Source organism: Paenibacillus haidiansis (assembly GCF_036553665.1).
Lineage (GTDB): Bacteria > Bacillota > Bacilli > Paenibacillales > Paenibacillaceae > Fontibacillus > Fontibacillus haidiansis.
In genome coordinates this window covers 310,164-335,572 of record NZ_JAZHPZ010000003.1, presented here as the reverse complement: position 1 = coordinate 335,572, position 25,409 = coordinate 310,164, and the positions used below count along the sequence as shown (strand labels likewise).

The following is a 25,409-nucleotide window of genomic DNA, read 5'->3' as shown; positions in this document are numbered from 1 at the left end:
CATTACCAGTGGTTAGTTTTGAAGATCCCTTAAGTAATGCATAGTCTTTCGGTCGTTTTCTATTAAACAATTTTAAAGTGGAAATCGTTCGTCCAACTGCTACTTATGACTACAGGTTTATGGGAGAACGGTCCATTGATTTGGTCATATATAAAGCACTTTGTTCTTGAGGGCACGAGTAATCCAGTAGTACCCCTAGGAATTCAATTACATACAAATAAAAAGGAACCTTAAGGATAGGATCGAGGACATAATTAATGTTTTTAGGAGAGAAGGATACGATTCAGAATTACTTAAGTTATCACTTAGTGAAGAGAACCACCTGATAATAAAGAGGTACCTGTAGAAGGCGCTGACATTATATTCACATATCGGGCCTGACGGCCCTCGGTCAGCCAGAAGTATTTAACAAGGAAGAATATTCAGTTTACACATCCGCACCGACTAACCGCATCGCGGCCGGTTGCTGGGCAGACTTAAGTCTGTGGGACGTCGTGAATACAGGAACGTTATAAGAAATCCCGGCAAATATAAAAATAGAAGCAGGTGAACTCAAGGTGATAGACTTTTTTAAGTACAACTGGATGGTTAGAGAAGAATGGTTTAGTCTATGTTCCCAATTATCAGAAAACGAACTTGTTCAGGAGCGTCAAGGAGGACTTGGATCAATACTCAAAACTTTCTTTCATATAGTTGATGTTGAGTGTAGTTGGATACAAGCTATAAACGGTGATGTGGTTTCGGAACCGAATTACGAACATTACAAATCACTAGAACTGATTCGAGAATTATCAAGGGAAAGCCAGGATGTAGTAAATAAAAGCCTATTGAACTGGACTCCAAAAAATGAATATAAGTCTGTATCAGTGCCGTGGTCATCAAAAACTTATTATTATGGTGAAGTATTAAGACATGTAATCGTACACGAAATTCATCATATAGGCCAATTATCTATTTGGTCAAACGCTATGGGACTCAAAGCAGTAAATGTAAACTATATAGGAAGAGGATTCATGGATAATGATAAGCGAATCATAGAAGGCCGGGACATTATATAATACAGCATTCACGCTGCGGGGCTATCGTCCCTTGGTTGTTAAGATGTATAATCATGGAAGAGACACAGACAACAAGCGCCCCAGCCTAAGTATAAGAGCAATATAAGGCTGGGGCGTTTCGTGAATACAGCAACAATGGGAGATAGAGCGAATTCGATAATATTGAGAGTGAAGAGATATTGGTGAATTCGGGGAAAGGATGTTATATGCAATCGACAGAACATAATTAGGGGTGAACATATCATGGAGAATTTAAAAACGTTTGAAGATCTTATAAGTATAGATAAAATATATCTAACAAACCTATTGTTTGGAAACGGCTTTTCTATTAATTTTGGTACCAAGTTTATGTATAGTAATTTGTTTGAAGAAGCAAAAGAATTGTTTTTGAAAGAGGACATTGATTTATTTGAAAATCTAAATACAACCAATTTTGAGTATGTTCTCCGCATCTTAGGTATTTCAAGTAACACCAATAGAATTTTTAATATAGAATACAATCCAATTGAAAATAGCTACCAAAGAATTAAAGATGCCTTAATTGAAACAGTAAGGAAAGTTCATCCTGAACCTAATGAATTGACTTTTGAACAAGATAATGATCTTAAAGCAACATTCAGATTATTTCAAGAAAAAGTCTTTACTACAAATTATGATCTATTGGCATACTGGGCACTTAATAAAGTTAATGGTGTTAGGAAAGTTGCAGATGGTTTTGGTTATGATAAAGATTCTGAAATGATAATTTTTGGTGCCGGACCAGGAGTTACTCCTAAAGATAATCCAATAAGACTATATCACCTTCATGGTTCATTACATTTGTATATGAATAAAGGTGAAATAATTAAAATAACAATTAAAAGAAATCCAGTTGGTAGAACAGATTTACCTTTGCTACAGACTATTACAGAGACGTATGAGTCAGGATATTTTCCACTATATATATCAGAAGGCACTTGGAAACAAAAACTAAACAATATCTTGAATAATAAATATTTAAGTTTTTGTTACAGTGCGTTAACTACAGCTTCTAAAGGACTGACAATATACGGACAATCTCTAGATAAAGATAGCGATAAGCATATTATTGATGCAATCAAACACTCATCGGTACAAAAGATCGCATATGGTATATATGATGTGGATAATCACGAAAAAATTATACGTGAAGTTAGAGAGAATTTTGAAGGTAGTTCAATTGAATTAGCATTTTTTAATGCAAGATATTTTTTTGAATCCTTAAGAAATATTGAAATGGAAGAAGCATTTAAGTAGATCGTTAAGGCGTCGACAGCATATAACACAGTATTCACGCTTCAGGGCTATCGCCCCTCGGTTGTCAGACGTATAATCGTGGAAGAAGCTCAGACAACAAACGCCTCAGCCTAAGATAAGAGCTATCTAAGGCTAGGGCGTTTTGTGAATACAATAACGTTATGCGAAATGATTTCAAGACTTTTAGTATTGTATTTCTGGAGGTGACTTCATGAATGACTTAAGTGATTGTATTAGATTAGCGGAAATCGAATGGAGCTATGTAGAAATTAAAGTTGAACACTACGGAACTTTAAATACTATAACATTTCAAGTTTCACCTAGTAGATTTTTAGAGTTAGCCTATACTGACTTTAGACTGGGAACAGAAGATGGATTAATTAACTCTTTAACTAATGCAAAGAGGGCTATTGATTGTCAGATCGATACATATTAGCTAATCTTGGATATGATTTTAGAGCGTTTAACAATATCAACACATATAAAGGATTAAAAGGACTTATAAAACAGTATCAGGATCAGCATGGAAAATTCGATGGTGTGCCTTTGAAACTACAATTTCTCCAATCACTAAACATTGCACCTCACTTCATTATCTCAAAGATAAGAAAGTTAAGAAATAATTTGGAGCATGAGTATTCCCTGCCAACTTTTGATGAAGTTAAAGAGGCTATTGAGGTAGCAGATTTATTTATAAATGCAACGGAAAATAAAGTTTTTAATAAGTCTGCAAGCTTATTCCACTTCGGAACAAAGGTCAATAAGCATTTTTTTAAGAAATTCGTTTCAGTTAAATTTGATCATTTAACAGGATTCAAAGTATCAGTAAAAGACAAAGTCGATGCCTTTAAAACCCTAAGGGGGAATTGCTTGTACCAATTTCACACAGCAATTATATAGATTTTTTATTTTTGTTTATTAATAGCAATTGGTCTGGTTTGCCTTATCTTTTCGGTAATGAAGGAGAAAAAATTAATTATAATTTCTTTGTTAAGCAGTTCTAGAAGGGAATCACTTCGCATAACACCGTATTCACGCTGCGGCCCCTCAAGGGGCCTTGGTCTACAGAGGCTTTTTCGAGGAAGCGGAATCAGCAGACAACCCTGCACTAGCTAAGTCCGTCGGACCCGGGGCATTCGCCCCTTAAGCCAGTGAGGGTTTGTGAATACAAGAACGTTATAGGAAATTCCGGCATATTGAAACATAAAACACGAACAAACATTCTATTAATGAGTTATTATATGTGGTAGTATAAGGAAGTACAATTGAATCTTGGGTGGGCATGGTTTCCCTTCGAAAGGAGGTGAAGCCATGGAGGTTAAAGATGCATTGACAATAATGTTCCTTTTCGAAACGTTTTTCCTTGCCCTCTTAACATACATTAATTCTAACAACAAGAGAAAGTAAAAACCCACCCCAAGGTTGACGGCCGAAGGTGGGTTTTGTTCCTTAAATGACTTAGAGGGGAATAAACCATCCAAGCCAATTGTATAGCCGAGTGTTCTCAGCACTCGGTTTTCTTATACAAATGATACCATATCAAAAAGGCAATGAAAACTCTAGTTGTAATGAAATGATAAAGACCTGTATAAAGACCTGTATAAAGACCTGTATAAAGACCTGTATAAAGACCTGTATAAAGACCCTTACCTGTCTAAAACAGACAAGTAAGCAAATCGATGAAGGCCTGAACATCCTATAACACCGTATTCACGCTGCGGCCCCTGGCGGGGCCTTAGTCTGCAAGAGGGTTATCAGCGAAGTAGAATCACCAGACAACCCTGCACTAGCTATGTCCGTCGGCACCCGGGACTAGCGCCCCTTAAGCCAGTGAGGGTTCGTGAATACAAGAACGTTATCGGAAATTCATGTAAATATAAAAATTGGGAGGTACAGAATGTTATGATTTGCCCATATTGTAATATTGGAATTCAAGTCCAGTTCAAGAACCAAACAATAATTCCTTATATTTGGGATGATGAAGATTGTGACTATGGTAAAGGTTATGAACTTAAGAATGGTCTTTGTCCAGCTTGTGATGAACTGATTATTATATTAACAGATGGAAGAATTGCGAATACTAGAGATGGAATCGAAATATATGAACTTGGAGCAGAATTTATTATTTATCCAATGCATAGGAACACAAGAGATTTGCCTATTGAAGTACAAGGGATATATAGAAAAGATTTTCTTGAAGCTTGCCAAGTTCTAGAAATTAGTCCAAAGGCTAGTGCAGCAATTAGTAGAAGACTGCTGCAACATTTATTAAGGGAAGAATTTAATATTAAGAGAAAAAATCTAGTTCAGGAGATTGAAGAATTTATTTCTAAACATGATGTTCCAACATATTTAAAAGAATCAGTAGATGCTGTTCGACATATTGGTAATTTTGCAGCCCATCCTCAAAAAAGTATTACTACAGGTGAAATAATTGATGTTGAACATGGTGAAGCTGAGTGGTTACTTGAAGTTTTAGAAGCACTCTTTGATTTTTCAATAGTTCAACCTAAAAGGTTAGATATTAGGAGAAATAAATTAAATAAAAAGCTTAATGAATTGGGAAAACCAGAGATGAAGTAAGATTAGTCAGTGACTGAACATCCGATAACAATGTATCTACGGTGCGTCGCATTCGCTCCTTGGTCTACCCAATGGATTTCGGAGAAGTGGAATCAGGTAGACAACCCTTAAAGGCTAAGTATGCTAGACTTGGCGCGTACGTGCCTTAAGCCTCTCGGGTTCGTAGATATAACAACGTTATACGAAAATTCGCAATTACTTGTAGAATGGAGATTTCAATGAAGGGTAAATTTAAGACTTTTTTTCAGAAATCTAAAAAAGTAATATCCTGGTTAGAGAGTCCGGGCTTCATGGAAATGCAAAAAGCAGGTAATATTATATTTATAATGTTTTTGCTTATTGGAACCCTTATTTCTTTGTTGAATAATGTTAGTGAAGTAATTAGCAGTATACTTGTTGGTATCTTAATGATGGTGTTATACACACTATTTTTTATATTAAGCCTTAGATTTTTTTGGATTAAACCTCCTAAATTTATACGTAAATCTGCGCAGAATCCTGCGCAATTATTTGATGAATTCGGCCATTGGCCTTTTTTGTATGGTATTTTTGTTTATTCATTTTTTGCTTCAATATTTATTGGAGCTATTTTCTTGGCTGCCATAAAAAAAATTCTTAATTTGGATTATGATACTAGCGGATTATTTTATAATTTATTTTTTATAACAACAGCAATTTATTCAGTATTTTATTTTATGTATCATGTTGCTGAAAAGGATATCTCAACAAAAATAATAAAGGCTAGAATAAGACTTTACTTAGCAATAGCAACTACAATCACCGTCGGATTATTTGGAATTGCAACAAAGGAATTTTTGACACCACTGATAACCTATCTAGGAATGGGATTTGCTTGGTTATCCTTCTTCGTTGAAAAAATAGAAAGTGAAAGTTAATGAGGGGGATATCGATGAAGGCGAATCTTCGTATAACATCATATTCACGCATCGGAACCTGACGGTTCCTCGGTCCGCGAGAAGAGTTTGGCAGAGAAGCAATTTCAGCGGACACATCCGCACCGACTAACCGCATATCGGCCGGCTGCTGGCGCAGCCTTAAGTCGGTGGGACGTCGTGGATACAGGAACGTTATACGACAGGGTCTTAAGAGTAAAAGAAAGGGCCCATAGGGCCCTTAATTCATTTGAATATGTAGTTCATTAAAAAGATATAGTGCATCTTTAAATCCTTGCAAATACAATTTGCTTTCCAAAACAGTTTGTAATGAAGATAGAGCGTCTTCATAAAGAAATAGGGTGTGTTGAAGGTTATCGGGAAGCGATTCTCGAATGATTTTTAGATACTGCTCACATTTAGAAGAAAATTGTTCAAGTTCTGAGTTTGAGTATAACGGTTCTAAACGATGGCGAATTAAAGGCTCAGCTAAAACTTCTAAAGATTCAATCAATGACTTCCCTCCTTTTATTAACTCTATAAGGTTATTATATATCCCTATAGAGTTAATTGTAAAGATAATTATTAACTCTATAAGGTGAAATGATGACTTCTAATTGATAAAAATAATTTTGAGAGATAATATATTGATCATAGGAGGGAGTCTGTTTGATAAAGTGCAATATTAGAGTACTAATGGCTGAACACCGAATTGATGATATAACAGAATTAATGAACAGATCAGGACTGAGTAGAAATTCGATTAACAAACTGTATAAAGAAATAAATATTGAGACAACAAAATTAGAAACATTATTAAAGCTATGCGATACATTTGAGTGCAAATTATCAGATTTAATTGAATACACACCTGATAAATAATATCAGTAAACGATGTGGGTATACTCATAGAAGGACCCCGTCGTATAACAATGCATCTACGCTGCGGGGCATCCGCCCCTTGGTTGTCATATGTGAAATCAAAGAAGAATAATCAGACAACACACGACCCGGCCTAAGATAATAGCTATCTAAGGCCGGGTCGCGTCGTAGATGCGGAAACGTTATATGAAAGACTGCCTGCTAAACAAAATTTTAATCTGCAAGCTTGAGACAGTTATGAACAAAACATTACTGATGTATTAACAAATCTACATAATGATTTTTATGCATATGATGACGTATTTCAAAGATGAAAATGAATCTTAACTAAGGTAATAGGAGGTGTCATATGGCGAATAGAGGAGAGCGATATATTATTTTAATATTTTTAATTTTTTTATTTGTCCTATCAGCTTGTACGAGTACTAAATTTGATTTATACGAAGGAAAGTCTTTAAATATAGCAGTTATTGGAGAACCACCACAAGTAAGAGAAAAGGAAGTTAACTTCAATAAAATCTTATTTGATGATTTGAATAAAGTCGACCTAGAGGACTATGATGCTGTTTTTGTTATGAGAGAAAATCTTTATCAAGCATCTGAAAGCCATTATGCAGATATCTATTCAAATTCACCAATACCATTCTTTTTTATTTCAACTACAAGTCATATACCTTTTACTAATAAGGATATTGAATATGGGGAATCTTGGGGTTGGTCTCCAGGTAATAGCTATGCTGTCGGTGTTCATAAATCAAATGAAGAAGATACATTAAAAAGCTGGGGGTTCGGTTTGTATAATGATAAAAAAACCAACGAACACATAGAAGAAGTTTATTCAATAATTTTTATGACAATAGAAGAATTAGATAGTTAGTTACTAAACATGGGAGCAGAGATGTGTTCCCTTTTAGCGTAATTTAATTGCTGCCTTTTGGAAAAACTATATTAATCAACAATTATTATTAACAGAGCCAATTTACTAGATAACTCGAAGAAGGCAGGTACTGCATATAGCATTCACGCATCAGGGCTTTCGCCCTTCAGTTGCCAGAAGTATAATCATGGAAGAAGCTCAGACAACAAACGACCCAGCCTAAGATAAGAGCTATCTAGGGCTGGGTCGTTTCGTGAATACAAGAACGTTAGCTGAAATAACCGTGGATATTCAAAGAAAGCAGGTGAATACAACATTATATTTACATTCAAACTTAAAAGTATTGGATGGGCAGGTGTCCATCTTAAAATTGGAAATGCCGAAATATATATATTCCCAAGTTATCTGTCAGAACCATTAATTGATTTAGTTAGATCCAATGAACATATGCTTCCTGAATGTACTCCGTCGGATGAAGTGAGAACTGTTGTGCAATTTGAGTGGGATTCGGAACCAGCGATACATAATTGGAGAATCGAGAAGATCTCGGTAGAGAAAATTCGAATAGATATTACCTGTTATGAGGATGGGATAAAGACGAGCCCTGGGAATAAAGAGTTTAGTGAAGAATGTGAGTTCAATCAATTTATTACAGAGGTTGTTAATTCATTAGAAGCGTTATTAAAGGATCATGGGATTATTGGATATAGAAAACAATGGTATGCACAGGATTTTCCGCTTAGTAGTTATCTTCAACTAAACCATTATCTTTTGAATAGTTGTAGTTATCCAACCAAAATAAGCAATCCCGGTGAGTGGATAGAGAAAATTGAAACAAATCTTAATGATGAATTGGAACTAATCAAGAAAAACATTCTGTGAGTATTTCAAGATGTCGGTTACTTTAGCTAACATCTAACATAGCATTCACGCATCGGGCCGCTGTCGCGTCCCTCGGTCGCCCGAGGCGGAAGCAGAGGAGGTCAACTCAGACGACAATCCTGCACTGGCTAAGTCTTCGACCCGGCGGACTGATCGCTGAGCTGGATCGGCCGGCAGCATAAGCCAGTGAGGGTTCGTGAATACAATAACGTAAACTGAAATGCCCTAATGATTGTAAACCAATCTAAGAAGACCAAAGATAGTTCAACAAGAATCAAACCAATACTTGAGACGTTATTTTAAATGTAGGAAGATCGATTCCGTATCTTGAAACTCATGTTTGCAAGGGTTACCTGGATACGTTTTTTTTCTTTTGAAGGAATGTAGCTTGATAAGGTTGAATTATTTCAGGAATATATTGGATTATTGGATGAAGACGTATCTAATAAGGGACTAAAAACATGACTAGACGAAATTTGAAATGGCTGAAAGCAAACATTAGGTGATAAAAGTCAAAGCTTCCATCCGTCAAAATTAATGTAGATGCAAAACGTGAGGTGAAGAAGTCGTGACTGACAAAAAAATCATAGTACAATTTACGCTGCTGACATTTTGCATAGCCTATCTTGTGTCAGGTGCTATGATTACTCTTGGGCAATTCGGATTTTCGGTTCACTCTTCGGTTCAATCGTTACAGCAGTTTGGGACGAATATTCCTTTTGCAATCTATATTTTGTCGCCCGCTATTGCTTCATATATCGTTCTGAAGAAAAATAACAAAATAGCAGATTTTAAGGAATGGTTGAAAACTGTTTTTTACGCCAAAAACAACGCGTTTCTTTATTTGTTCGTTGTTGCAGGGCTTGCGCTGTATTTTTTGATACATCTTGCAGTTTCAGGCCGCACTGATACGGTTCTTCCACTTTATATGTTCTTCCTTGCCCTGCCTGGCAACCTTATTATCGGTGGCTTGGAGGAAACTGGATGGACGTACATATTGCAGCCAGGGTTTAACAAGAAATATGGTTATGTATTATCATCTCTTTATGTTGGAATCATTTGGCTTTTGTGGCATGTCCCTCTCTTCTTCATTCCAGGGACGGGTCACTACGAGGGCCTCATTGACTTCTGGATGTTTGCAGTTCAACTCATTGCGTTTCGGTTTTTATACGGGGCAATCTACAAAATATCAGGCAAAAGCCGAGTGTTTATGTGCGTATTATGCCATACCATGTTCAATGCGGCAAGCTCCGTCTTTGGCATCCTGCCTATGACTTGGGCGGGTACAATTGCCGCAAATGCTGTGGTTGTTCTTGTTTCAATTGTAACCGTTGTGATATACGACAAAAAGAGCAGGCGAATAGTATAAGTAATTTCTCCAGTATGCCTTAGTCCAACAATGTGAAAGTACAACTTGCAGAATTACTCGCAAATCAGACCGTTACCTATCCAGCCAATCAATAGACGAGTAGTATTTTGCTGACGTAACTAAGAAGGCATTCTCAAGAATTTATTGAAATGATATTTAGTAGGCTAATTGATAACTTTCAGATTACTTAGTTGATATTATAAGAGAGATATTACGGGTTAAACCTGAAATATTGATAAATAATCAACCAACAATTTCAATCTCTCAGGTACTTAAAGCTAATTCGATTGATTTTTGATTTCAAGAAGTTATTGAAAGTGGGAGCTTTATCAAATAAAGGATTTGGGCATTTTGTTTCGTGTATACAACAACGTTATCTGAAATTCATGTAAGAATTCATAAATAAAGTCACAAAGCAAGATTCAAAAAAAATTTAAAGGAGCACTATTATGTCTTCTAAATTGATTGGCGCTGCTTCAATTATCTTTGATTCAGAAGAAAGAGTACTATTAGTCAAACATAGTTATGGAAGAAATAATTGGGATCTCCCCGGAGGCAAAGCAGAATCAAATGAATCGGCTGAAGAGACTGCAATTAGAGAGGCATTAGAAGAAATTGGAGTACAAATTACTGTCGGTGAGATAACAGGCATTTATTACGACCCGACATACGATATGCATCATTTTGTATTTCTTGCTCAAATAGTACAAGATTTAGTACCAACTCCAAGTTCGCCAGAGATATTAGAATGTGGATTTTTCAATTTACATGATTTGCCTAAACCTATGAGTGACTTTACATATAATCGCATTCTTGACGCCCTGAACAATAACAGGAAGAAACAATTTCATGAAATTGGACCAAGAAAGTGGATTGAATAAAGTGAGGGCATCTTTGGCTGCAATTCATTCAAAGATAAACGAAATTATGGAGGTTTTGCAGAGTAGGCACAGGCATCAGATAACAAAGTAATCACGCATCAGTCTATACCAGAACATTAATTGAAATTCCCACAAAGTTGAAATGGAGAAACACAGATTTGTATTAAAGGAGGTTAAACCATGCAAGTCAAACGGATCGTAACAAACATCCATACAGATCAAATTGAAAAAGCAAAATGGTTTTACCATGATTTATTGGGACTCAATTTATTAATGGATCATGGATGGATTGTAACATATGGTTCAGATCAAGAGATGAACATACAAATATCTTTTGCTTCTCAGGGAGGTTCTGATACTCCTACGCCTGATTTGTCTATCGAAGTTGATGATTTAGATGTTGCATTTGAACGTATGAGGGAAGCGGGGATTCAAATAGAATATGGTCCAGTAGATGAGCCTTGGGGTGTCAAACGATTTTTTGTACGAGATCCATTTGGAAAGTTAGTAAATATTCTTGCTCATCAATGAGTAAGAAAAGAACGTTGATAATATGCATAAATCTGAAAGCTTTAGAAGGAGATCTAGTAAGAAATGCTTCGAAGGCGGGAACATCAGTTTATACGCATGGGGGCGACTGGCGTCGTCCCTTGGTCCGCCCGAGGCATTCAGGAAGCTGTATCTAGATCGATCAAAGGCTATTCACTTCGATGACTATGATTTTGAGAGCCTCCGAATGATATGTAACTGGGTAGGTAATGGGGGAATTTACAACCGCAAAGATAAATAAATCAAAGGAGAGTAAACCTATGACAAATGAATCCTTTTGGGAATTAATCTCTAATTCCAAAAAATACGGGGCAGAACAAGTAGAATGGTTAACCCAGGAATTAGTAAAGAGAAACACAGAAGATATCATTGAGTTCGAAATAATGTTTAGAAAGAATATGGAACAATCGAGCATATTAGAAATTCGATAATTGTACATTCCCTATTTGAACAGGATGAAATCAACTCAGAAGGAAACCAAATATTAATTTCGGAACTAATGAGGGACATTAAAGATGCATTTAATACACATTTATCGAATTTTCAAGAGAAACAAAAAGGAATTATTTAAAGAGCTTTTTGTAGGTTAATCATAACGGCTTCGCCTAATACCGCATTCACGCAGTGGGGCTATCGCCCCTCGGTTGTTGTCAGATGTATAATCGTGGAAGATGGTTCGGACAACACATGACCCGGCCTAAGATTAGAGCTATCTAAGGCCGGGTCATATCGTAGATGCGGAAACGCTATGTGCAACTCCTACTTAATTAATATAAAGTAGCTTATTCATAAGTTGTATAAGCAGAAAATTAGAGGGGACGTGGTGTAATATTGAGAAGAATTTCAATAATTTTTATTTCTTTTGTGGTTGTGATTATTGGAATCTTGTATTTTTTAGACAAAGCTAAATATACTTCATTTCAAAAAGAAGTTTTAAATGAAATACACAAAGATGATGTATTGAAAATTACTATTGAGAGATATTCAGACTATACAAGAATATCTATTACAGATAGGAGAATAATGGGAAAGATTTTTGATGAATTATCAAGTATTGAATTAAAAAAGGTGAAAGACTTTTCCTCTCAAAAGGAATATGCAGTAAGAATATATCAAAACGAAAGCCTTGGCTTTGAAGTTACGAAAGATATGAAGTACATTTCCATATTTAAGGGATCAGGCCATACTAAATACGAAGTACTTAATAACAACAACTATTTAGAAACAATTGAAAACTTAGAATTACAACTTCCAGAGTAACTAGAAAGTGGTTGATATTGGGGATTAAGTCGAGGAAAGAGGAACTGCACATAACACCGTATTCACGCTGCAAACCTGACGTCCCTTGGTATGCAAGGGACTTTCGAGGAAGTAGATTCGGCAGATAACCCTGCACTGGCTAAGTTCGCCGGACCTGGGGTTAAGCCAGCAAGGGTTTGTGAAACGAAAACGTTAGGAGAAATACAAGCGAATGCTTTAAAGTTGTGGGGTGGCTCATATTCCGATCACTTATAAAATGCCGGAAACATTAGGGAAGCTTGTACAATTGGATAGAGAACTTCAAAAAGAATATGGTCTTTCAGTCGATGATTATATAGGCTTTTATATCTCTTTTAATAGCGATATAGGTTTGTATGAATGTACTCCAGAAGATGCCGTAGTTTTTGGAAGGACGGGAGTAAATGGGGACCACTTTGCTTTTTATACTTTTAATAGATCGATTGTGGATTTAGAAGAAGCACCTATCCTATTTATTCAGCCAACGGCGTTTGGAAATGAAGTAAATTTAGTCGCAAAAAATCTAAAGGAGTTTTTAGCTTTATTCATTGCCCTTAAGGAACTTTATGTATTAGAACGTTTTCGATTTTATAAGAATAAGTCAGAATTTATCAAAGAATATAAAGAGATTTATTTGAAAGACATAGGAATGCGAGACAGTAATTATAACTATTTTATTAAACGATTAATGGAGAAAATTGAAGGAATTCCTGAAATCAATGATGTATATGAATACATAATCGAATTAAGAAAACAAAATAGATTGGAATAAAGAGTAACGACTTTTAGTATTGAGATTTGCCTAACGTTTTCCGATACTGCGTTACCTTCAATTGAATTTCGGGCAGGGAGTATTGGGCTGCCCATAATTATTTTTAATACTCATGAGAAGATTGATATGAATGTTGCTAATCTATCAATTTGTGATAAGAACTCAAAGAACATCGAATTGTCGGATACGATGTTAAAAGAGATTAATTTATTTGAGAATTCAGTTACACATGATAATTCAATTTCAAATCTTTAGAACCAGTTGAGAGGTAAATTGGTTGGAATAGATCACACCGGAATTAACCCATCGGGCCAGCGGAGCTATCACTTGGTCACCAGAGAGCAGAGTCTGGGAAATGGACTCATGGCACAAGCGCACCGCCTAACCGTAATGCAGCCGACGAGCAAGCCGTTTTGAGGTGGTGAGACGTCGGGAATGTCCGAATGTTATAAGAAATAACCCGAGATAAAAATACTCTGGGAGGACTCAAAAGTGGAAGAAATTATCAAAATGTATACCATTTGTTTAATTGTAAATGGCAATAGAATCTTATTATTAAACAGGCAACATGATTCTTACAAGGGCTATATTGCTCCAGGAGGACGAATTGAATTTCCGGAAAGTCCTATGGAGTGCGCAATTCGTGAGGTCAAAGAAGAAACGGGACTCATTGTAAGAAACTTAAAATTCAAAGGATTGGCGGAATATATGAATCCCAATAAAGAAAGATATATGATTTTTAATTATATTACATACGAATTTGAAGGGGATTTAATTGCAGACAGCAGGGAAGGCAAGCCGGAATGGGTACAAATACAAGATATTTCTAAGATCGAAATGCAAGAAAATTTTAGAAGAAGAATATCCTTGTTTTTTGAAGAAGGAACATTTGAAACGCATATGAACAGATACGAAGAAGGAATGAAAGAAGAACACATTATAAAGACATAATTGATATTTCATGAAGTCGACTACTTCCTTTAACACCTTATTCACGCATCGGGCATACGTCCGCTAGATTAAAACCACTATAAAGAAATGAAGGTATAAAGATGGGGATTAAGATCAAATGTGTTGTAGGTGTAATTATACTTGATAATCAAAATAAAGTTTTATTGCAGCGAAGAGGGGACGATAATAACTGGTGCATACCAGGTGGAGGTATGGATTTAGGAGAAACCGTAGAAGAAACAGCGAAGCGAGAAGTGTTTGAAGAAACAGGACTTATTATCGATGATATGACTTTGTTCAATGTATATTCAGGGAAAACGCAGCATCATATTTATCCAGATGGCAATGAATTTTATTTTGTTAATGTTGTCTTTCTAACTAGAAAATATCATGGGCATATGGTAATAGATGGGGACGAAACGAAAGAATTAAAGTATTTTGAATTGAATAATTTACCTAGCAGATTATCAGCTACTAATATTCCGATTTTTCAAGACCTAAGCAGAAGGATAAATAAATATGACTGAAAAAAATATTGTAAGATTATTTCTAAGACGAGCCGACATCAGCTAACACCACATTCACGCTTCTGCCGGCTGCTCCGATCGTGGTTTGCCAGAGGCATCAGGTAGTCAACCCTGCGAACCTAACTGCCGCTAAGTCGCAGCCTGTCCTATGGGACTATTAGGTTCTCAGCTTCGTGACTCCCGAAAGTTAGATGAAAGACATGCAGCAAAAACATAATAAATCTTCGAAAGAGTTGATTGAAGTTATGGAACTTAAATTATTCGAGAGAAACGACCTCTTAAAATGTGTAAATACTTTTATAAATGTTTTTAATGAAGAACCATGGAATGATGAATGGTCTGCAGAAACGGCATATCGATACTTAATTGATTTTACAAATACACCTGGATTTATAGGTGTTGTCGCCATAGAAGGGGAAGAAATAATTGGTTTCACCTTTGGTGTTTGTAAGCGTTGGTGGAGTGGAGAAGAGTTTTTTATAAATGAAATGTGTGTAAGTATAAAGAAACAAAAATCTGGAATAGGATCAGCACTGATGGGATTTTTAATGAAGAAGCTTGAGGCAGCAGGGATAAGCAACATAACGTTGTTAACTGATAGGGGTATTCCTGCTGAAGCATTTTATAAGAAAATTGGGTTTACAGAGATAGACAGACTGGTGTTTTTGAATAAGAACATGAAATAAATAAATTTCGAAGGTAATTTTGGAGGGCATACCCAACATCTAAACACCATATTCACGCTGTAGTGCTATCGCCCCTTGGTTGACAACAAACGCCCCAGCTCAGAGAAGAGCTATTTAAGGCTGTCACGTTTCATGAATATACAAAAGTTATCAGAAATAACCTGGAAGGATTGATTAAATGCCTTATCATGAATTCATTGTTAGTGAAGAACAGGCTTCTTTAGATAATGTGACATGGAATAAGCATAGGGTTGAAATTAACGGACTTGAGGTTTCGCCACAGGCCTCTATTGACGATGAACTCATAAATTATATTAGTGATTCTCTGGAATGGATTAAATCTAAAGGCCCAAGTAAATCTTTTTCAGGTTATGGTTTAGATCGATATGGATATACAGTTATCCGAGATAAAGATAGTTTGGTTACTTTTAAGAATATTATCTCATCATGGAAGGATCTATTTAATAACGCACCCACACAACTTGTTATTACTGGAGACTACGGTTGGGAAGCAGGTACAGATAAAGGCCAATATGAAAAGATTTCATTTAATAAATATGAAGTAATTGAATCACTTAACAACTTAATAGAAGTAATAGACACTGCACTAGAAAGAAATCAATGTGTAATGCATTTTGGGATTTAAATAAAACTATATGGGGAGCTGTTTTGGCACGAAGTAAGAAGTGAAATCGGAAATGCATTCCCAGTAGCCGGGATGCGGATTCAGCCGGATAACTCGATAACCATAATAGTTCAAACTAGGTGATCAATATGAATCTACTTAATATCTCAGAATTATCGCAAAAGCGAATAATGGATCTTTTCACTATTACGGATAATCTCAAAAACAAAAAACATAAGAAGAAAATCCTTAAAGGGAAAACTTTCGTATTGTTTTTTCCGGAATCAAGTATTAGAACAAGAGTTACATTTGAGAGAGGGATCCATGATCTAGGCGGTGAATGTATCCTTTTTCCGCCTGATTCTCTGAATAAAAAAGAAGAGGTTTCGGATGTCATCAGATACTTAAACAATTGGGTTGATGGGGTAATAATTAGGCACCCTGATTTCAATAAGATGATCAGCCTGTCTCAACATTCCATGATTCCAATTATTAATGCAATGTCGTCACAAAATCACCCTTGTGAAATTCTCTCGGATTTATATTCTATTCGTGAAATGCGATCAAATTATAGAGAACTGACCTATACTTTTGTGGGGCCGAGAGGAAATATTGTTAATACATGGGTGGAGATCGCTAAAGTTCTAAATCTGAAGTTTCAACACTTGTGTATTCCTGGGAATAGGATTTGTAATGAAGATGAGTATTACCATTTTTCAACAGAGCTTGAAAGCAATTTAATGGGGAGTGATGTGGTATTGACAGATTCGCTTCCTACTGAATATCAGACAGATGAATACATTTCAAAATATCAAATTGAATGGCGATAGGGGTCAATTCAAAGAAGGACCCCGTCGTATAACACTGCATTTACGCTGCAGGCCATCGCCCCTTGGTTGTAAGGTGTGAAAGCAAAGAAGAAGATTCAGACACAACGACCCGGCCGAAGATAAGAGCTATCTAAGTCCGGGTTGCGTTATGGATGCTGAACGTTATCCGAAACCGACGAGCTATATAGGAATAAGAATAAAAGTAACAAGCAAATGATAATCCTGTAATAAGGGTGTATTATATGAAGATAATTCAAATAATTTGTATTGTAGGATTAATGATACTTTCTGGATGCGATACCTTAAAAAGTGAAGCCATTCCTTCATCGATACCATCATCCATGTATTCCGATGAGGATGGGAAATATTATATTGTGGCATTGGGAACAACAGATATAGAAAACCTTGAATTTCAACAAGTGTTTGACCAAAATATAAAAATCATAACCGGTTATTATCAAAACGGAACGCCAAGTAATATGGAAATGAAGTCGCTCGAAATAGAGGAATTACCGGAATACATCGTTTTCGATGTAGATAAAGCAATTTATAGAACAGATAGCATTAATGAGCTTAACCAATTTCTTATTAAACTGCAAAAATAAAAACATAGAAGGATAACACCGTATTCACGCGGCGGGGCCGATTTCTCCGCCCCTTGGTCCGCCAGAGGAGTTCGGCAGGGAAGAGGCATCAGACGAAAAATTCTGTGAACCTAATCGCGGTCGCAGCGGCAACTGAAGCTGCCTTAAAGTTCTCGGGTTCGTGAATACAACGTTATACGTAATTACTGTTAAACAATATAGTGAGGATGATTTTCAAAGATGGTAAAGAAAAAAAACGGTGTTTTACCTATTTCCTTTATTTAGTGAGTATGAGTTAACCGTTGCATTATCCATTTTGAAACAAGGAAATAAACCATTTACAACCATTGGGATAACTGCATAACCGATCTATGGAGAGACTGATTTGAAGTGTCTGTCCGATTGTACTATTTATGATTCTGCATATTTTAATGCTCCTTGGTGGGGAGTGGTGTCAAATTTATGTATCCATAATGCATATCATATTGGTCAAATAATGATACTAAAAGAACAAATAAGAGATAAATAATCTAACACCCTCGGTTTGCAGATAAAATTTCGAAGATATATAGGCAGCAAACGCATCCATATCCCTATGATAGACAAATGTAAATCATGGTGGAAGCTCAGACAACAAACGCCCCAACCTAGATAAGAGCTATCTAAGGCTGGGGCGTTTCGCGAATATACGAGACGTTATAGGAAAACAGCGGTAAACAATAAACGAAAGAGAGGAAGGCTCATGAAAATTAAAATAGCAGTACTTAATATCTTTACTTTAATGCTCTTAAGCTCTTGTAACTCAAATGATCAAGGGAATTTTGCATATAAAAACGGACTTTACTTAATTCAAGAATCTAACAATGGACAATTCTACTCACCAAGTAAGGATAACGATACATAAAAGGTTGTTGAAGAGCTTGCTCTAAATTTTGAGTCAAACTATGATCGATTAACTAATATGTTTGAGTACACTCCTTCTGAGAAAACGATTGTTCATGTATATACTAACAGGGAGCAGTTTTATAAGATAATCGGTCGAAAAACTGAGGGCACTTATGATGCAAAGGATAATATTATAAAGGTTTTCACGCCGCTGCAATTATCTGATCCTAAAGTACATTCGGAATATACTTTTCAGCTAGTTCATGAATTCGTACACGCAATTATTCAACGAATAAACCCGGAAGTTGGGAACATTAAATGGCTTGATGAAGGCATAGCTTATTATGCTTCTTTGCAACTTGAGGCAGAACAATACGAGAAAAACCATTTAATGGGCATTCCAACATTGGAGCAACTAGAGAGTCCCGACTTCTTTGATGAATTTGGAAATTCAGCATATGTCTATAGTGGATTAATTATTAAATTCATAGTTGGGAAGTATGGAATGGAATCATTAAATGAGATTATTAGAAATCCTTTAGAATTAGAAACTATTCTTAATAGCACTATTGATAAATTGTATCTCGAGTGGAAAGCAAATCTGGAGTGAACTGTTTTCCCGCATTGGAGCATTCCGTCCTTGGTTCGCCAAGATACGCTTGTACTTCCTAACTTTACGCTTATAATATAGAATAATACAAAAAACTTAAGAATAAGCGGGTTGTAACAGATGGATGATAGACAGAGATTAAGCATCGAGGCGGCCAGATTATACTACTTACACGATTACAGTCAGCAGGAAATCGCAGTCAAGTTGGAGGTTTCACGTCCCACAGTTTCCAGGCTTCTTCAATATGCGAAAGAACGCGGTTATGTCCGGATCGAACTTGTTGATCCTCTTGAGGATCTCGTCGTGCTTGGTGAGGAATTGAAAAGAAAATACTCGCTGGATACGGTATTCGTATGCTATTCGCCGGTAAACGAATATACAGAAATTCAAAAACATATCGGCAAGAAAGCTGCGGAATATATCCATGAGACGGTAAAGGATTCCGATATCATCGGGGTGACTTGGGGAACCACGATGTATTCGGTTGCGCGGCAGTTGCAGCCGAAGCAGGTGAAAGGCGTTGAAGTCGTCCAATTGAAGGGCGGAGTCAGCCACTCGCACGTCAATACGTATGCTGCGGAAATCGTCAATTTGTTTGCCGAAGCGTTTCATACGGCGCCGCGGTATTTGCCGCTGCCCGTCATATTCGACAGCATCGAGGTCAAGCAATTGGTTGAGAAAGACCGCCACATCAAGCGAATCATTGAACTCGGCCGGCAAGCCAATATTGCCGTCTTTACGGTTGGGACCATCAAGGATGATCCGTTGTTATTCCGTCTTGGCTATTTTTCGGATGAAGAACGGGAACTGCTTCAGCGCAAAGGTGCCGGGGATATTTGCTCCAGAATTTTCGACGCGGGCGGAAATATTTGTATTGAAGAAATTAACAACCGGACCGTAGGGATTGAACTTGCGGAGCTGCGAAATAAGGAAAAGGCGATTCTCGTTGCCGGAGGACAGCAGAAACATGATGCGATTCACGCCGCGCTAACCGGAAAATTCGCCAACATCCTGGTCACGGACCAATATACCGCGAAGGCTCTCTTAACTTAAACGAGCCATGTAGAAAAAGCGGAAACGGAAGACTGTCCTTGCGACGGTCTTCTTTTTTATTACAACATGAACATATTTTCAACATATATTTTACATTTGTTCAGTCGTGTGCTATCATATGCGAAGAGTCATTATCATTTTCAAAAACATAAGGGAGTGAACGGCATGAATTTAGCGGGGATGATCGATCATACGCTGCTGCGGGCCGATGCAACCAAAGCCGAAATCACGAAGCTGACGCTCGAAGCAAAAACATACCAATTCGCTTCGGTTTGCGTGAATCCGACCTGGGTATCTTATGCGGCCGAACAACTGAAAGGAACGGAAGTCAAAGTTTGTACTGTCATCGGGTTCCCGCTCGGGGCTTCGACATCGGCTGTCAAGGCGTTCGAAACGAAGGACGCAATTGTAAGCGGTGCCACTGAAATCGATATGGTCATCAACATAGCCGCCTTGAAAGATGGGAACAATGAGCTTGTTGAGAGTGATATTCGGGCGGTCGTCCAGGCTGCTGCGAATCAAGCGCTCGTCAAGGTCATTATTGAAACGTGTCTATTAACCGACGAGGAGAAAGTAAAGGCATGCGAACTGGCCGTCAAAGCGGGTGCCGACTTTGTAAAAACCTCTACAGGCTTTTCTACGGGCGGCGCGACAGCGGAGGATGTCGCACTAATGCGCAAGACCGTCGGTAACCGTGCGGGCGTGAAAGCTTCCGGAGGCGTTCGGAGTCTGGACGACATGAAGAAAATGATCGAAGCGGGAGCAAACCGGATCGGCGCAAGCTCCGGCGTAAAAATCATGGAAGGCGGCCAATCTACGGCAAATTATTAACATTCCAAGTGTCAAGGGGGAAAACAGCATGAAAGATCAGCTCATTCAAGAGGCAATTGAAGCTCGTAAATTTGCGTATACTCCTTACTCCCATTTTCAAGTGGGAGCCGCCTTGTTGGCGGATGGGAAAGTACACAACGGTTGCAACATCGAAAATGCTTCTTACGGCTTAACCAATTGCGCTGAACGCACGGCGATTTTCAAGGCGGTATCCGAAGGCATCACCCGCATTGAAGCGATCGCCGTCGTGGCGGATACCGAAGGGCCGGTTTCCCCTTGCGGAGCTTGCCGGCAGGTGCTTGCGGAATTCTGCGATCGCGAAACGAAGGTGTACTTGACGAACCTTCGCGGCAATACCGAAGAGTGGACCATGGAACAATTGCTGCCGGGAGCTTTCCAAGCGGGGGATATGAAAAAGAAATAAACGGTACGCCGCTGCTTTTTATTTTTGGGATTGAAAGCGCTCGCTAAATGGATATCATAATCAAAACAACAATGGGGGAACAACAGGTGAACATTTTGATTGCCATTCTTGGCGTGCTCATTGTATTTGGACTAACGTTTGCGGCAAGCAGCGACCGGAGAAGGATCCGTTATCGGCCGCTCCTTGTCATGATCGTGCTGCAAGTGCTGCTTGCGTTTGTGCTTTTGTATACCGGTGCCGGAAATTTTCTGATCGAAGGCTTTGCATCGGTGTTTGATACACTTCTGTCTTATGCGGCGGAGGGAGTCAATTTCGTATTCGGCGGGATCGCGAATGAGGGACAAGCTCCATTCTTCTTAACGGTGCTTCTTCCCATTGTGTTTATTTCTGCGCTGATCGGCATTTTGCAGTATACGCGGATATTGCCGTTCATCATTAAATATATCGGGCTTGTTCTGAGCAAAGTAAACGGAATGGGCAAGCTGGAGTCTTACAACGCGGTCGCATCGGCGATTCTGGGGCAATCCGAAGTATTCATTTCCGTTAAAAAGCAGATTGGAGCGCTGCCGAAGCATCGGCTCTATACGCTTTGCGCTTCGGCCATGTCTACGGTATCGATGTCGATCGTCGGGTCTTATATGCAAATGATCGACCCCAAGTATGTCGTTGCTGCCCTTGTACTAAACTTATTCGGGGGCTTCATCATTGCTTCGATTCTGAACCCGTATTCGGTGTCAAAGGAAGAAGATATTCTGGAAGTGCAAGAGGAGAAGGATGAGAAGCAGTCGTTCTTCGAGATGCTCGGCGAGTATATTATGGACGGGTTTAAGGTCGCCATTGTCGTCGCAGCCATGCTGATCGGCTTCGTCGCGTTGATCGCGCTGATCAACGGCATCTTCAGCGGTATCTTCGGAATTTCGTTCCAAGAGCTTCTCGGTTATGTCTTTGCACCTTTCGCATTCGTCATGGGTGTGCCGTGGAACGAAGCAGTGGACGCGGGAAGCATTATGGCCATCAAGATGGTATCGAACGAGTTTGTGGCCATGCTTGAGCTCGGCAATCACACCGGATTGTCCGCAAGAACGATCGGCATCGTCTCGGTGTTCCTCGTATCGTTTGCGAATTTCTCGTCGATCGGCATTATCGCCGGAGCGGTCAAGGGCTTGAATGAGAAACAGGGCAACGTCGTCGCACGCTTCGGGCTGAAGCTGCTCTTCGGCGCCACGATGGTCAGCATACTGTCGGCAACGATTGCCGGCTTGTTCATCTAAATATTCAGCGCGAGAGGAGTGCGTAAGATGGCTGTATTTTCAAGAGTTCACCTCATTGTAATGGATTCGGTGGGGATCGGGGAAGCACCCGATGCCGCCAGGTTTGATGACTTCGGCGTGGATACGTTCGGGCATATTGCCCGTGAGTGCGGCGGGCTCACCATGCCCAATATGGCTCGGCTCGGGTTATCCAACATTCGGGAAATTCAAGGCATTCCAAAGGCGGAGCAGCCGATGGCGTATTTCACCAAAATGCAGGAAGCTTCGAGCGGCAAGGACACGATGACCGGACATTGGGAGATCATGGGCCTTCGCATCGATACGCCGTTCCGGGTATTCCCGGAAGGATTCCCGCAGGAGCTGATTACCCGCATCGAGGAAAAAACGGGCCGCCGCGTCATTGGAAACAAACCGGCCAGTGGAACGGAAATTATCGACGAGCTCGGGGAAGAGCATATGAACACCGGCGCTTTGATCGTCTACACATCTGCGGATTCCGTGCTGCAAATTGCGGCGCATGAGCAAGTTGTGCCGCTTGATGAGCTGTATGAGATTTGCGAATTTTGCCGGAAAATCACGCTTGAGGATCCTTATATGATCGGCAGGATCATCGCTCGTCCGTTCGTCGGGGAGCCGGGATCGTTCCGGCGGACGGCGAATCGCCATGATTACGCGTTGAAACCGTTCGGCCCTACAACAATGAACGCGCTTCAGGATGCAGGGTTCGAAGTGATCGCAATCGGGAAGATTTATGATATTTACGACGGGGAAGGGGTCACGAAAGCGGTTCGTACGGTCAGCAATATGGACGGCATGGATCAGCTTGTCGGCGTGATGCGGGAGCCCTTCACCGGCCTCAGCTTCATCAATCTCGTCGATTTCGATGCCCTGTACGGCCATCGCCGCGATCCGCAAGGATACGGGAAAGCGCTGGAAGAGTACGACAGCCGTCTGCCTGAAGTGCTCGGCCTCATGACGGAGGACGATCTCTTGATCATTACGGCCGATCACGGCAACGATCCGACTTACCGCGGTACGGACCATACCCGGGAGTACGTTCCGCTTCTCGTCTATTCTCCGCGTTTTGCCGGCGGCGGGCGGGAGCTTCCGCTTCGCAGCACGTTCGCGGATATCGGCGCAACGATCGCGGATAATTTCGGGGTTCGGATGCCCGAGCACGGGACGAGCTTTTTGGCGGAATTAAAATAGCCGGAGAAGAATAAGAAGAGCGTTCATATTGGAGCGAGTCAAGGCGAACCGGCGATATCGTTATAACGAGGAAGCGCATATTTTTTCATAAAGAGGAGAGATCAGCAATGAGAATGGTGGATTTGATCGAGAAAAAACGCGACGGCAAGGAATTGACGACTGAAGAAATCAATTTCATTATTGAAGGTTATACGAAAGGCGAGATTCCCGACTATCAAGTCAGCGCTTTTGCGATGGCGGTTTTTTTCCGGGACATGACCGAGCGGGAACGCGCCGACCTCACGATGGCGATGGTAAATTCCGGAGATACGATCGACTTGTCCGGAATCGAAGGCGTGAAGGTGGATAAGCATTCGACAGGCGGTGTGGGCGATACGACGACGCTCGTCTTGGCGCCGCTCGTTGCAGCGCTGGATATTCCCGTAGCGAAAATGTCCGGCCGCGGGCTTGGACATACCGGCGGAACGATCGACAAGCTGGAAGCGATCGCCGGTTTCCATGTAGAGATCAGCAAGGAGCAATTCGTGGATCTTGTCAACCGTCATAAGATCGCGGTTATCGGCCAATCCGGCAATTTGACGCCGGCCGACAAGAAGCTGTATGCTCTGCGCGATGTAACGGCGACGGTCAATTCGATTCCGCTGATCGCAAGTTCCATCATGAGCAAGAAAATCGCTGCCGGCTCCGATGCCATCGTGCTCGACGTGAAGACGGGAGCGGGCGCATTCATGAAGACGGCGGAGGACGCCAAGGAATTGGCCGAGGCGATGGTCCGCATCGGCAACAATGTCGGCCGCAAGACGATGGCGGTCATTTCCGATATGAGCCAACCGCTCGGGTATGCGATCGGGAACGCGCTGGAAGTCAAGGAAGCCATTGATACGCTGAAAGGAAATGGGCCGAAAGATTTGGAAGAGCTTTGCTTCGCGCTCGGGCGGCAGATGGTATTTCTGGCGAACAAAGCCGCATCGCTTGAAGAAGCTGAAGACATGCTGAAAGAAGTCATTCGAAACGGCAAAGCGCTGGAAAAGTTCAAAGAATTTATCGCGAGCCAAGGCGGCGATCCGTCGGTGGTGGATCATCCGGAGAAGCTGCCCCAGGCTGCCTATCAAATCGAAGTGCCGGCGAAAGCGGACGGCGTCGTCGCCGAAATCGTCGCCGATGAAATCGGTACGGCCGCCATGTGGCTCGGCGCGGGAAGAGCGACGAAGGAATCCGATATCGATCTCGCCGTCGGCTTGATGCTGAATAAGAAAATCGGCGATCCGGTCAAAGTTGGGGAATCGCTCGTGACTATTCATGCGAACCGGGAAAATGTTGAAGATGTGATGGCGAAAATTTATGACGGCATCCGAATTGCGGATCATGCGGAAGCCCCGGTCCTGGTCCACAACATTGTAACAAAATAATGGATAAGCAGAAGAAACCCATGAAAGAAGCATTGCTCGCTCTTCCGCGGGTGTAACACCATTATCGCGCTCGGGGCTATCGCCCCTTGTTTGTCAGATGTATAATCGTAGGAGAAGCTCAGACAACTAATGCCCCAGCCTAAGATAAGAGCTATCTAAGGCTGGGGCGTTTCATGTATACAGCGGTAAGCTTAGCGATTTGGTTCAAATTTTTA

The 25,409-nt window shown here is 39.9% G+C and carries 30 protein-coding genes; 29 read left to right on the top strand and 1 reads right to left on the bottom strand.

All coding sequences use genetic code 11. From position 1 onward, the window contains the following. Positions 1-557: 557 nt before the first annotated feature. The 7 genes from V3851_RS08640 to V3851_RS08610 all read left to right on the top strand — a co-directional run bounded on the left by V3851_RS08640 (position 558) and on the right by V3851_RS08610 (position 5,812). Complete coding sequence (locus tag V3851_RS08640) at positions 558-1,058, top strand: DinB family protein (protein ID WP_331846121.1); 501 nt, start codon at positions 558-560, stop codon at positions 1,056-1,058. A gap of 243 nt (positions 1,059-1,301) precedes the next feature. Next, the gene (locus V3851_RS08635; RefSeq protein ID WP_331846120.1) at positions 1,302-2,333 is read left to right on the top strand and encodes a DUF4917 family protein; all 1,032 of its coding nucleotides are present in this window, start codon (positions 1,302-1,304) and stop codon (positions 2,331-2,333) included. A 211-nt stretch (positions 2,334-2,544) separates the two neighbouring features. Continuing rightward, positions 2,545-2,769 (top strand): hypothetical protein, encoded by a 225-nt coding sequence (locus V3851_RS08630; protein ID WP_331846119.1) that lies wholly within the window; start codon positions 2,545-2,547, stop codon positions 2,767-2,769. After that, the gene (locus V3851_RS08625; protein ID WP_331846118.1) at positions 2,748-3,233 is read left to right on the top strand and encodes a hypothetical protein; all 486 of its coding nucleotides are present in this window, start codon (positions 2,748-2,750) and stop codon (positions 3,231-3,233) included. Before V3851_RS08630 ends, V3851_RS08625 begins: the two co-directional genes overlap by 22 nt. Positions 3,234-3,644: 411 nt before the next feature. Beyond that, on the top strand, positions 3,645-3,740 hold the full coding sequence (locus V3851_RS08620; protein WP_331846117.1) for a putative holin-like toxin: 96 nt from the start codon (positions 3,645-3,647) through the stop codon (positions 3,738-3,740). Positions 3,741-4,235: 495 nt separating this feature from the next. After that, complete coding sequence (locus V3851_RS08615; RefSeq protein WP_331846116.1) at positions 4,236-4,916, top strand: DUF4145 domain-containing protein; 681 nt, start codon at positions 4,236-4,238, stop codon at positions 4,914-4,916. A 290-nt stretch (positions 4,917-5,206) separates the two neighbouring features. Next, positions 5,207-5,812, top strand: coding sequence for a hypothetical protein (locus V3851_RS08610; RefSeq protein WP_331846115.1), 606 nt, complete (start codon positions 5,207-5,209; stop codon positions 5,810-5,812). A 238-nt stretch (positions 5,813-6,050) separates the two neighbouring features. On the opposite strand, the gene V3851_RS08605 is transcribed toward V3851_RS08610, so the two are convergent. Next, a complete protein-coding gene (locus V3851_RS08605) occupies positions 6,051-6,323 on the bottom strand; it encodes a hypothetical protein (RefSeq protein WP_331846114.1) in 273 nt (90 codons plus the stop codon). Between the two features lie 155 nt (positions 6,324-6,478). Between V3851_RS08605 and V3851_RS08600 the strand changes: the two genes are divergently transcribed. From V3851_RS08600 to V3851_RS08495, 22 genes are all read left to right on the top strand, one after another. Then, positions 6,479-6,691, top strand: a complete 213-nt coding sequence (locus V3851_RS08600) for a helix-turn-helix domain-containing protein (RefSeq protein WP_270407262.1) — start codon at positions 6,479-6,481, stop codon at positions 6,689-6,691. Between the two features lie 349 nt (positions 6,692-7,040). Continuing rightward, entirely contained in the window at positions 7,041-7,568 is a 528-nt protein-coding gene (locus tag V3851_RS08595) for a hypothetical protein (protein ID WP_331846113.1), read from the top strand. Positions 7,569-8,057: 489 nt separating this feature from the next. Further along, the gene (locus V3851_RS08590) at positions 8,058-8,450 is read left to right on the top strand and encodes a hypothetical protein (RefSeq protein WP_331846112.1); all 393 of its coding nucleotides are present in this window, start codon (positions 8,058-8,060) and stop codon (positions 8,448-8,450) included. A 568-nt stretch (positions 8,451-9,018) separates the two neighbouring features. After that, positions 9,019-9,819: a CPBP family intramembrane glutamic endopeptidase gene (locus V3851_RS08585; RefSeq protein ID WP_331846111.1), complete on the top strand. Its 801-nt coding sequence runs from the start codon at positions 9,019-9,021 to the stop codon at positions 9,817-9,819. A gap of 449 nt (positions 9,820-10,268) precedes the next feature. After that, positions 10,269-10,700 carry an NUDIX hydrolase gene (locus V3851_RS08580; protein ID WP_331846110.1) on the top strand — a complete coding sequence of 144 codons (432 nt, stop codon included), beginning with the start codon at positions 10,269-10,271 and terminating at the stop codon, positions 10,698-10,700. A 180-nt stretch (positions 10,701-10,880) separates the two neighbouring features. After that, on the top strand, positions 10,881-11,231 hold the full coding sequence (locus V3851_RS08575; RefSeq protein ID WP_331846109.1) for a VOC family protein: 351 nt from the start codon (positions 10,881-10,883) through the stop codon (positions 11,229-11,231). Positions 11,232-11,509: 278 nt separating this feature from the next. Then, complete coding sequence (locus tag V3851_RS08570) at positions 11,510-11,680, top strand: DUF4240 domain-containing protein (RefSeq protein WP_331846108.1); 171 nt, start codon at positions 11,510-11,512, stop codon at positions 11,678-11,680. A 400-nt stretch (positions 11,681-12,080) separates the two neighbouring features. Continuing rightward, positions 12,081-12,509, top strand: coding sequence for a hypothetical protein (locus tag V3851_RS08565; RefSeq protein ID WP_331846107.1), 429 nt, complete (start codon positions 12,081-12,083; stop codon positions 12,507-12,509). 286 nt (positions 12,510-12,795) lie between these two features. After that, positions 12,796-13,299 carry a hypothetical protein gene (locus V3851_RS08560; RefSeq protein WP_331846106.1) on the top strand — a complete coding sequence of 168 codons (504 nt, stop codon included), beginning with the start codon at positions 12,796-12,798 and terminating at the stop codon, positions 13,297-13,299. 492 nt (positions 13,300-13,791) lie between these two features. After that, complete coding sequence (locus V3851_RS08555) at positions 13,792-14,250, top strand: 8-oxo-dGTP diphosphatase (RefSeq protein WP_331846105.1); 459 nt, start codon at positions 13,792-13,794, stop codon at positions 14,248-14,250. Between the two features lie 101 nt (positions 14,251-14,351). Next, complete coding sequence (locus tag V3851_RS08550) at positions 14,352-14,777, top strand: NUDIX hydrolase (RefSeq protein ID WP_331846104.1); 426 nt, start codon at positions 14,352-14,354, stop codon at positions 14,775-14,777. Positions 14,778-14,977: 200 nt separating this feature from the next. Then, on the top strand, positions 14,978-15,463 hold the full coding sequence (locus V3851_RS08545; protein WP_331846103.1) for a GNAT family N-acetyltransferase: 486 nt from the start codon (positions 14,978-14,980) through the stop codon (positions 15,461-15,463). A gap of 178 nt (positions 15,464-15,641) precedes the next feature. After that, entirely contained in the window at positions 15,642-16,109 is a 468-nt protein-coding gene (locus V3851_RS08540) for a hypothetical protein (protein WP_331846102.1), read from the top strand. Positions 16,110-16,237: 128 nt separating this feature from the next. Beyond that, positions 16,238-16,918, top strand: coding sequence for an ornithine carbamoyltransferase (locus V3851_RS08535; RefSeq protein ID WP_331846101.1), 681 nt, complete (start codon positions 16,238-16,240; stop codon positions 16,916-16,918). 242 nt (positions 16,919-17,160) lie between these two features. After that, a complete protein-coding gene (locus V3851_RS08530) occupies positions 17,161-17,523 on the top strand; it encodes a hypothetical protein (RefSeq protein ID WP_331846100.1) in 363 nt (120 codons plus the stop codon). Positions 17,524-18,463: 940 nt separating this feature from the next. Beyond that, positions 18,464-18,997, top strand: coding sequence for a gluzincin family metallopeptidase (locus V3851_RS08525; RefSeq protein ID WP_331846099.1), 534 nt, complete (start codon positions 18,464-18,466; stop codon positions 18,995-18,997). 120 nt (positions 18,998-19,117) lie between these two features. Continuing rightward, positions 19,118-20,050, top strand: coding sequence for a sugar-binding transcriptional regulator (locus tag V3851_RS08520; protein ID WP_331846098.1), 933 nt, complete (start codon positions 19,118-19,120; stop codon positions 20,048-20,050). Between the two features lie 165 nt (positions 20,051-20,215). Next, complete coding sequence (deoC, locus tag V3851_RS08515) at positions 20,216-20,881, top strand: deoxyribose-phosphate aldolase (RefSeq protein WP_331846097.1); 666 nt, start codon at positions 20,216-20,218, stop codon at positions 20,879-20,881. Positions 20,882-20,909: 28 nt separating this feature from the next. Continuing rightward, the gene (locus V3851_RS08510) at positions 20,910-21,305 is read left to right on the top strand and encodes a cytidine deaminase (RefSeq protein WP_331846096.1); all 396 of its coding nucleotides are present in this window, start codon (positions 20,910-20,912) and stop codon (positions 21,303-21,305) included. Positions 21,306-21,391: 86 nt separating this feature from the next. Next, positions 21,392-22,576 carry a NupC/NupG family nucleoside CNT transporter gene (locus V3851_RS08505; RefSeq protein WP_331846095.1) on the top strand — a complete coding sequence of 395 codons (1,185 nt, stop codon included), beginning with the start codon at positions 21,392-21,394 and terminating at the stop codon, positions 22,574-22,576. A 27-nt stretch (positions 22,577-22,603) separates the two neighbouring features. Then, entirely contained in the window at positions 22,604-23,785 is a 1,182-nt protein-coding gene (gene deoB, locus V3851_RS08500; RefSeq protein WP_331846094.1) for a phosphopentomutase, read from the top strand. Positions 23,786-23,892: 107 nt separating this feature from the next. Next, on the top strand, positions 23,893-25,194 hold the full coding sequence (locus tag V3851_RS08495; RefSeq protein WP_331846093.1) for a pyrimidine-nucleoside phosphorylase: 1,302 nt from the start codon (positions 23,893-23,895) through the stop codon (positions 25,192-25,194). The last annotated feature ends 215 nt before the right edge of the window (positions 25,195-25,409 follow it).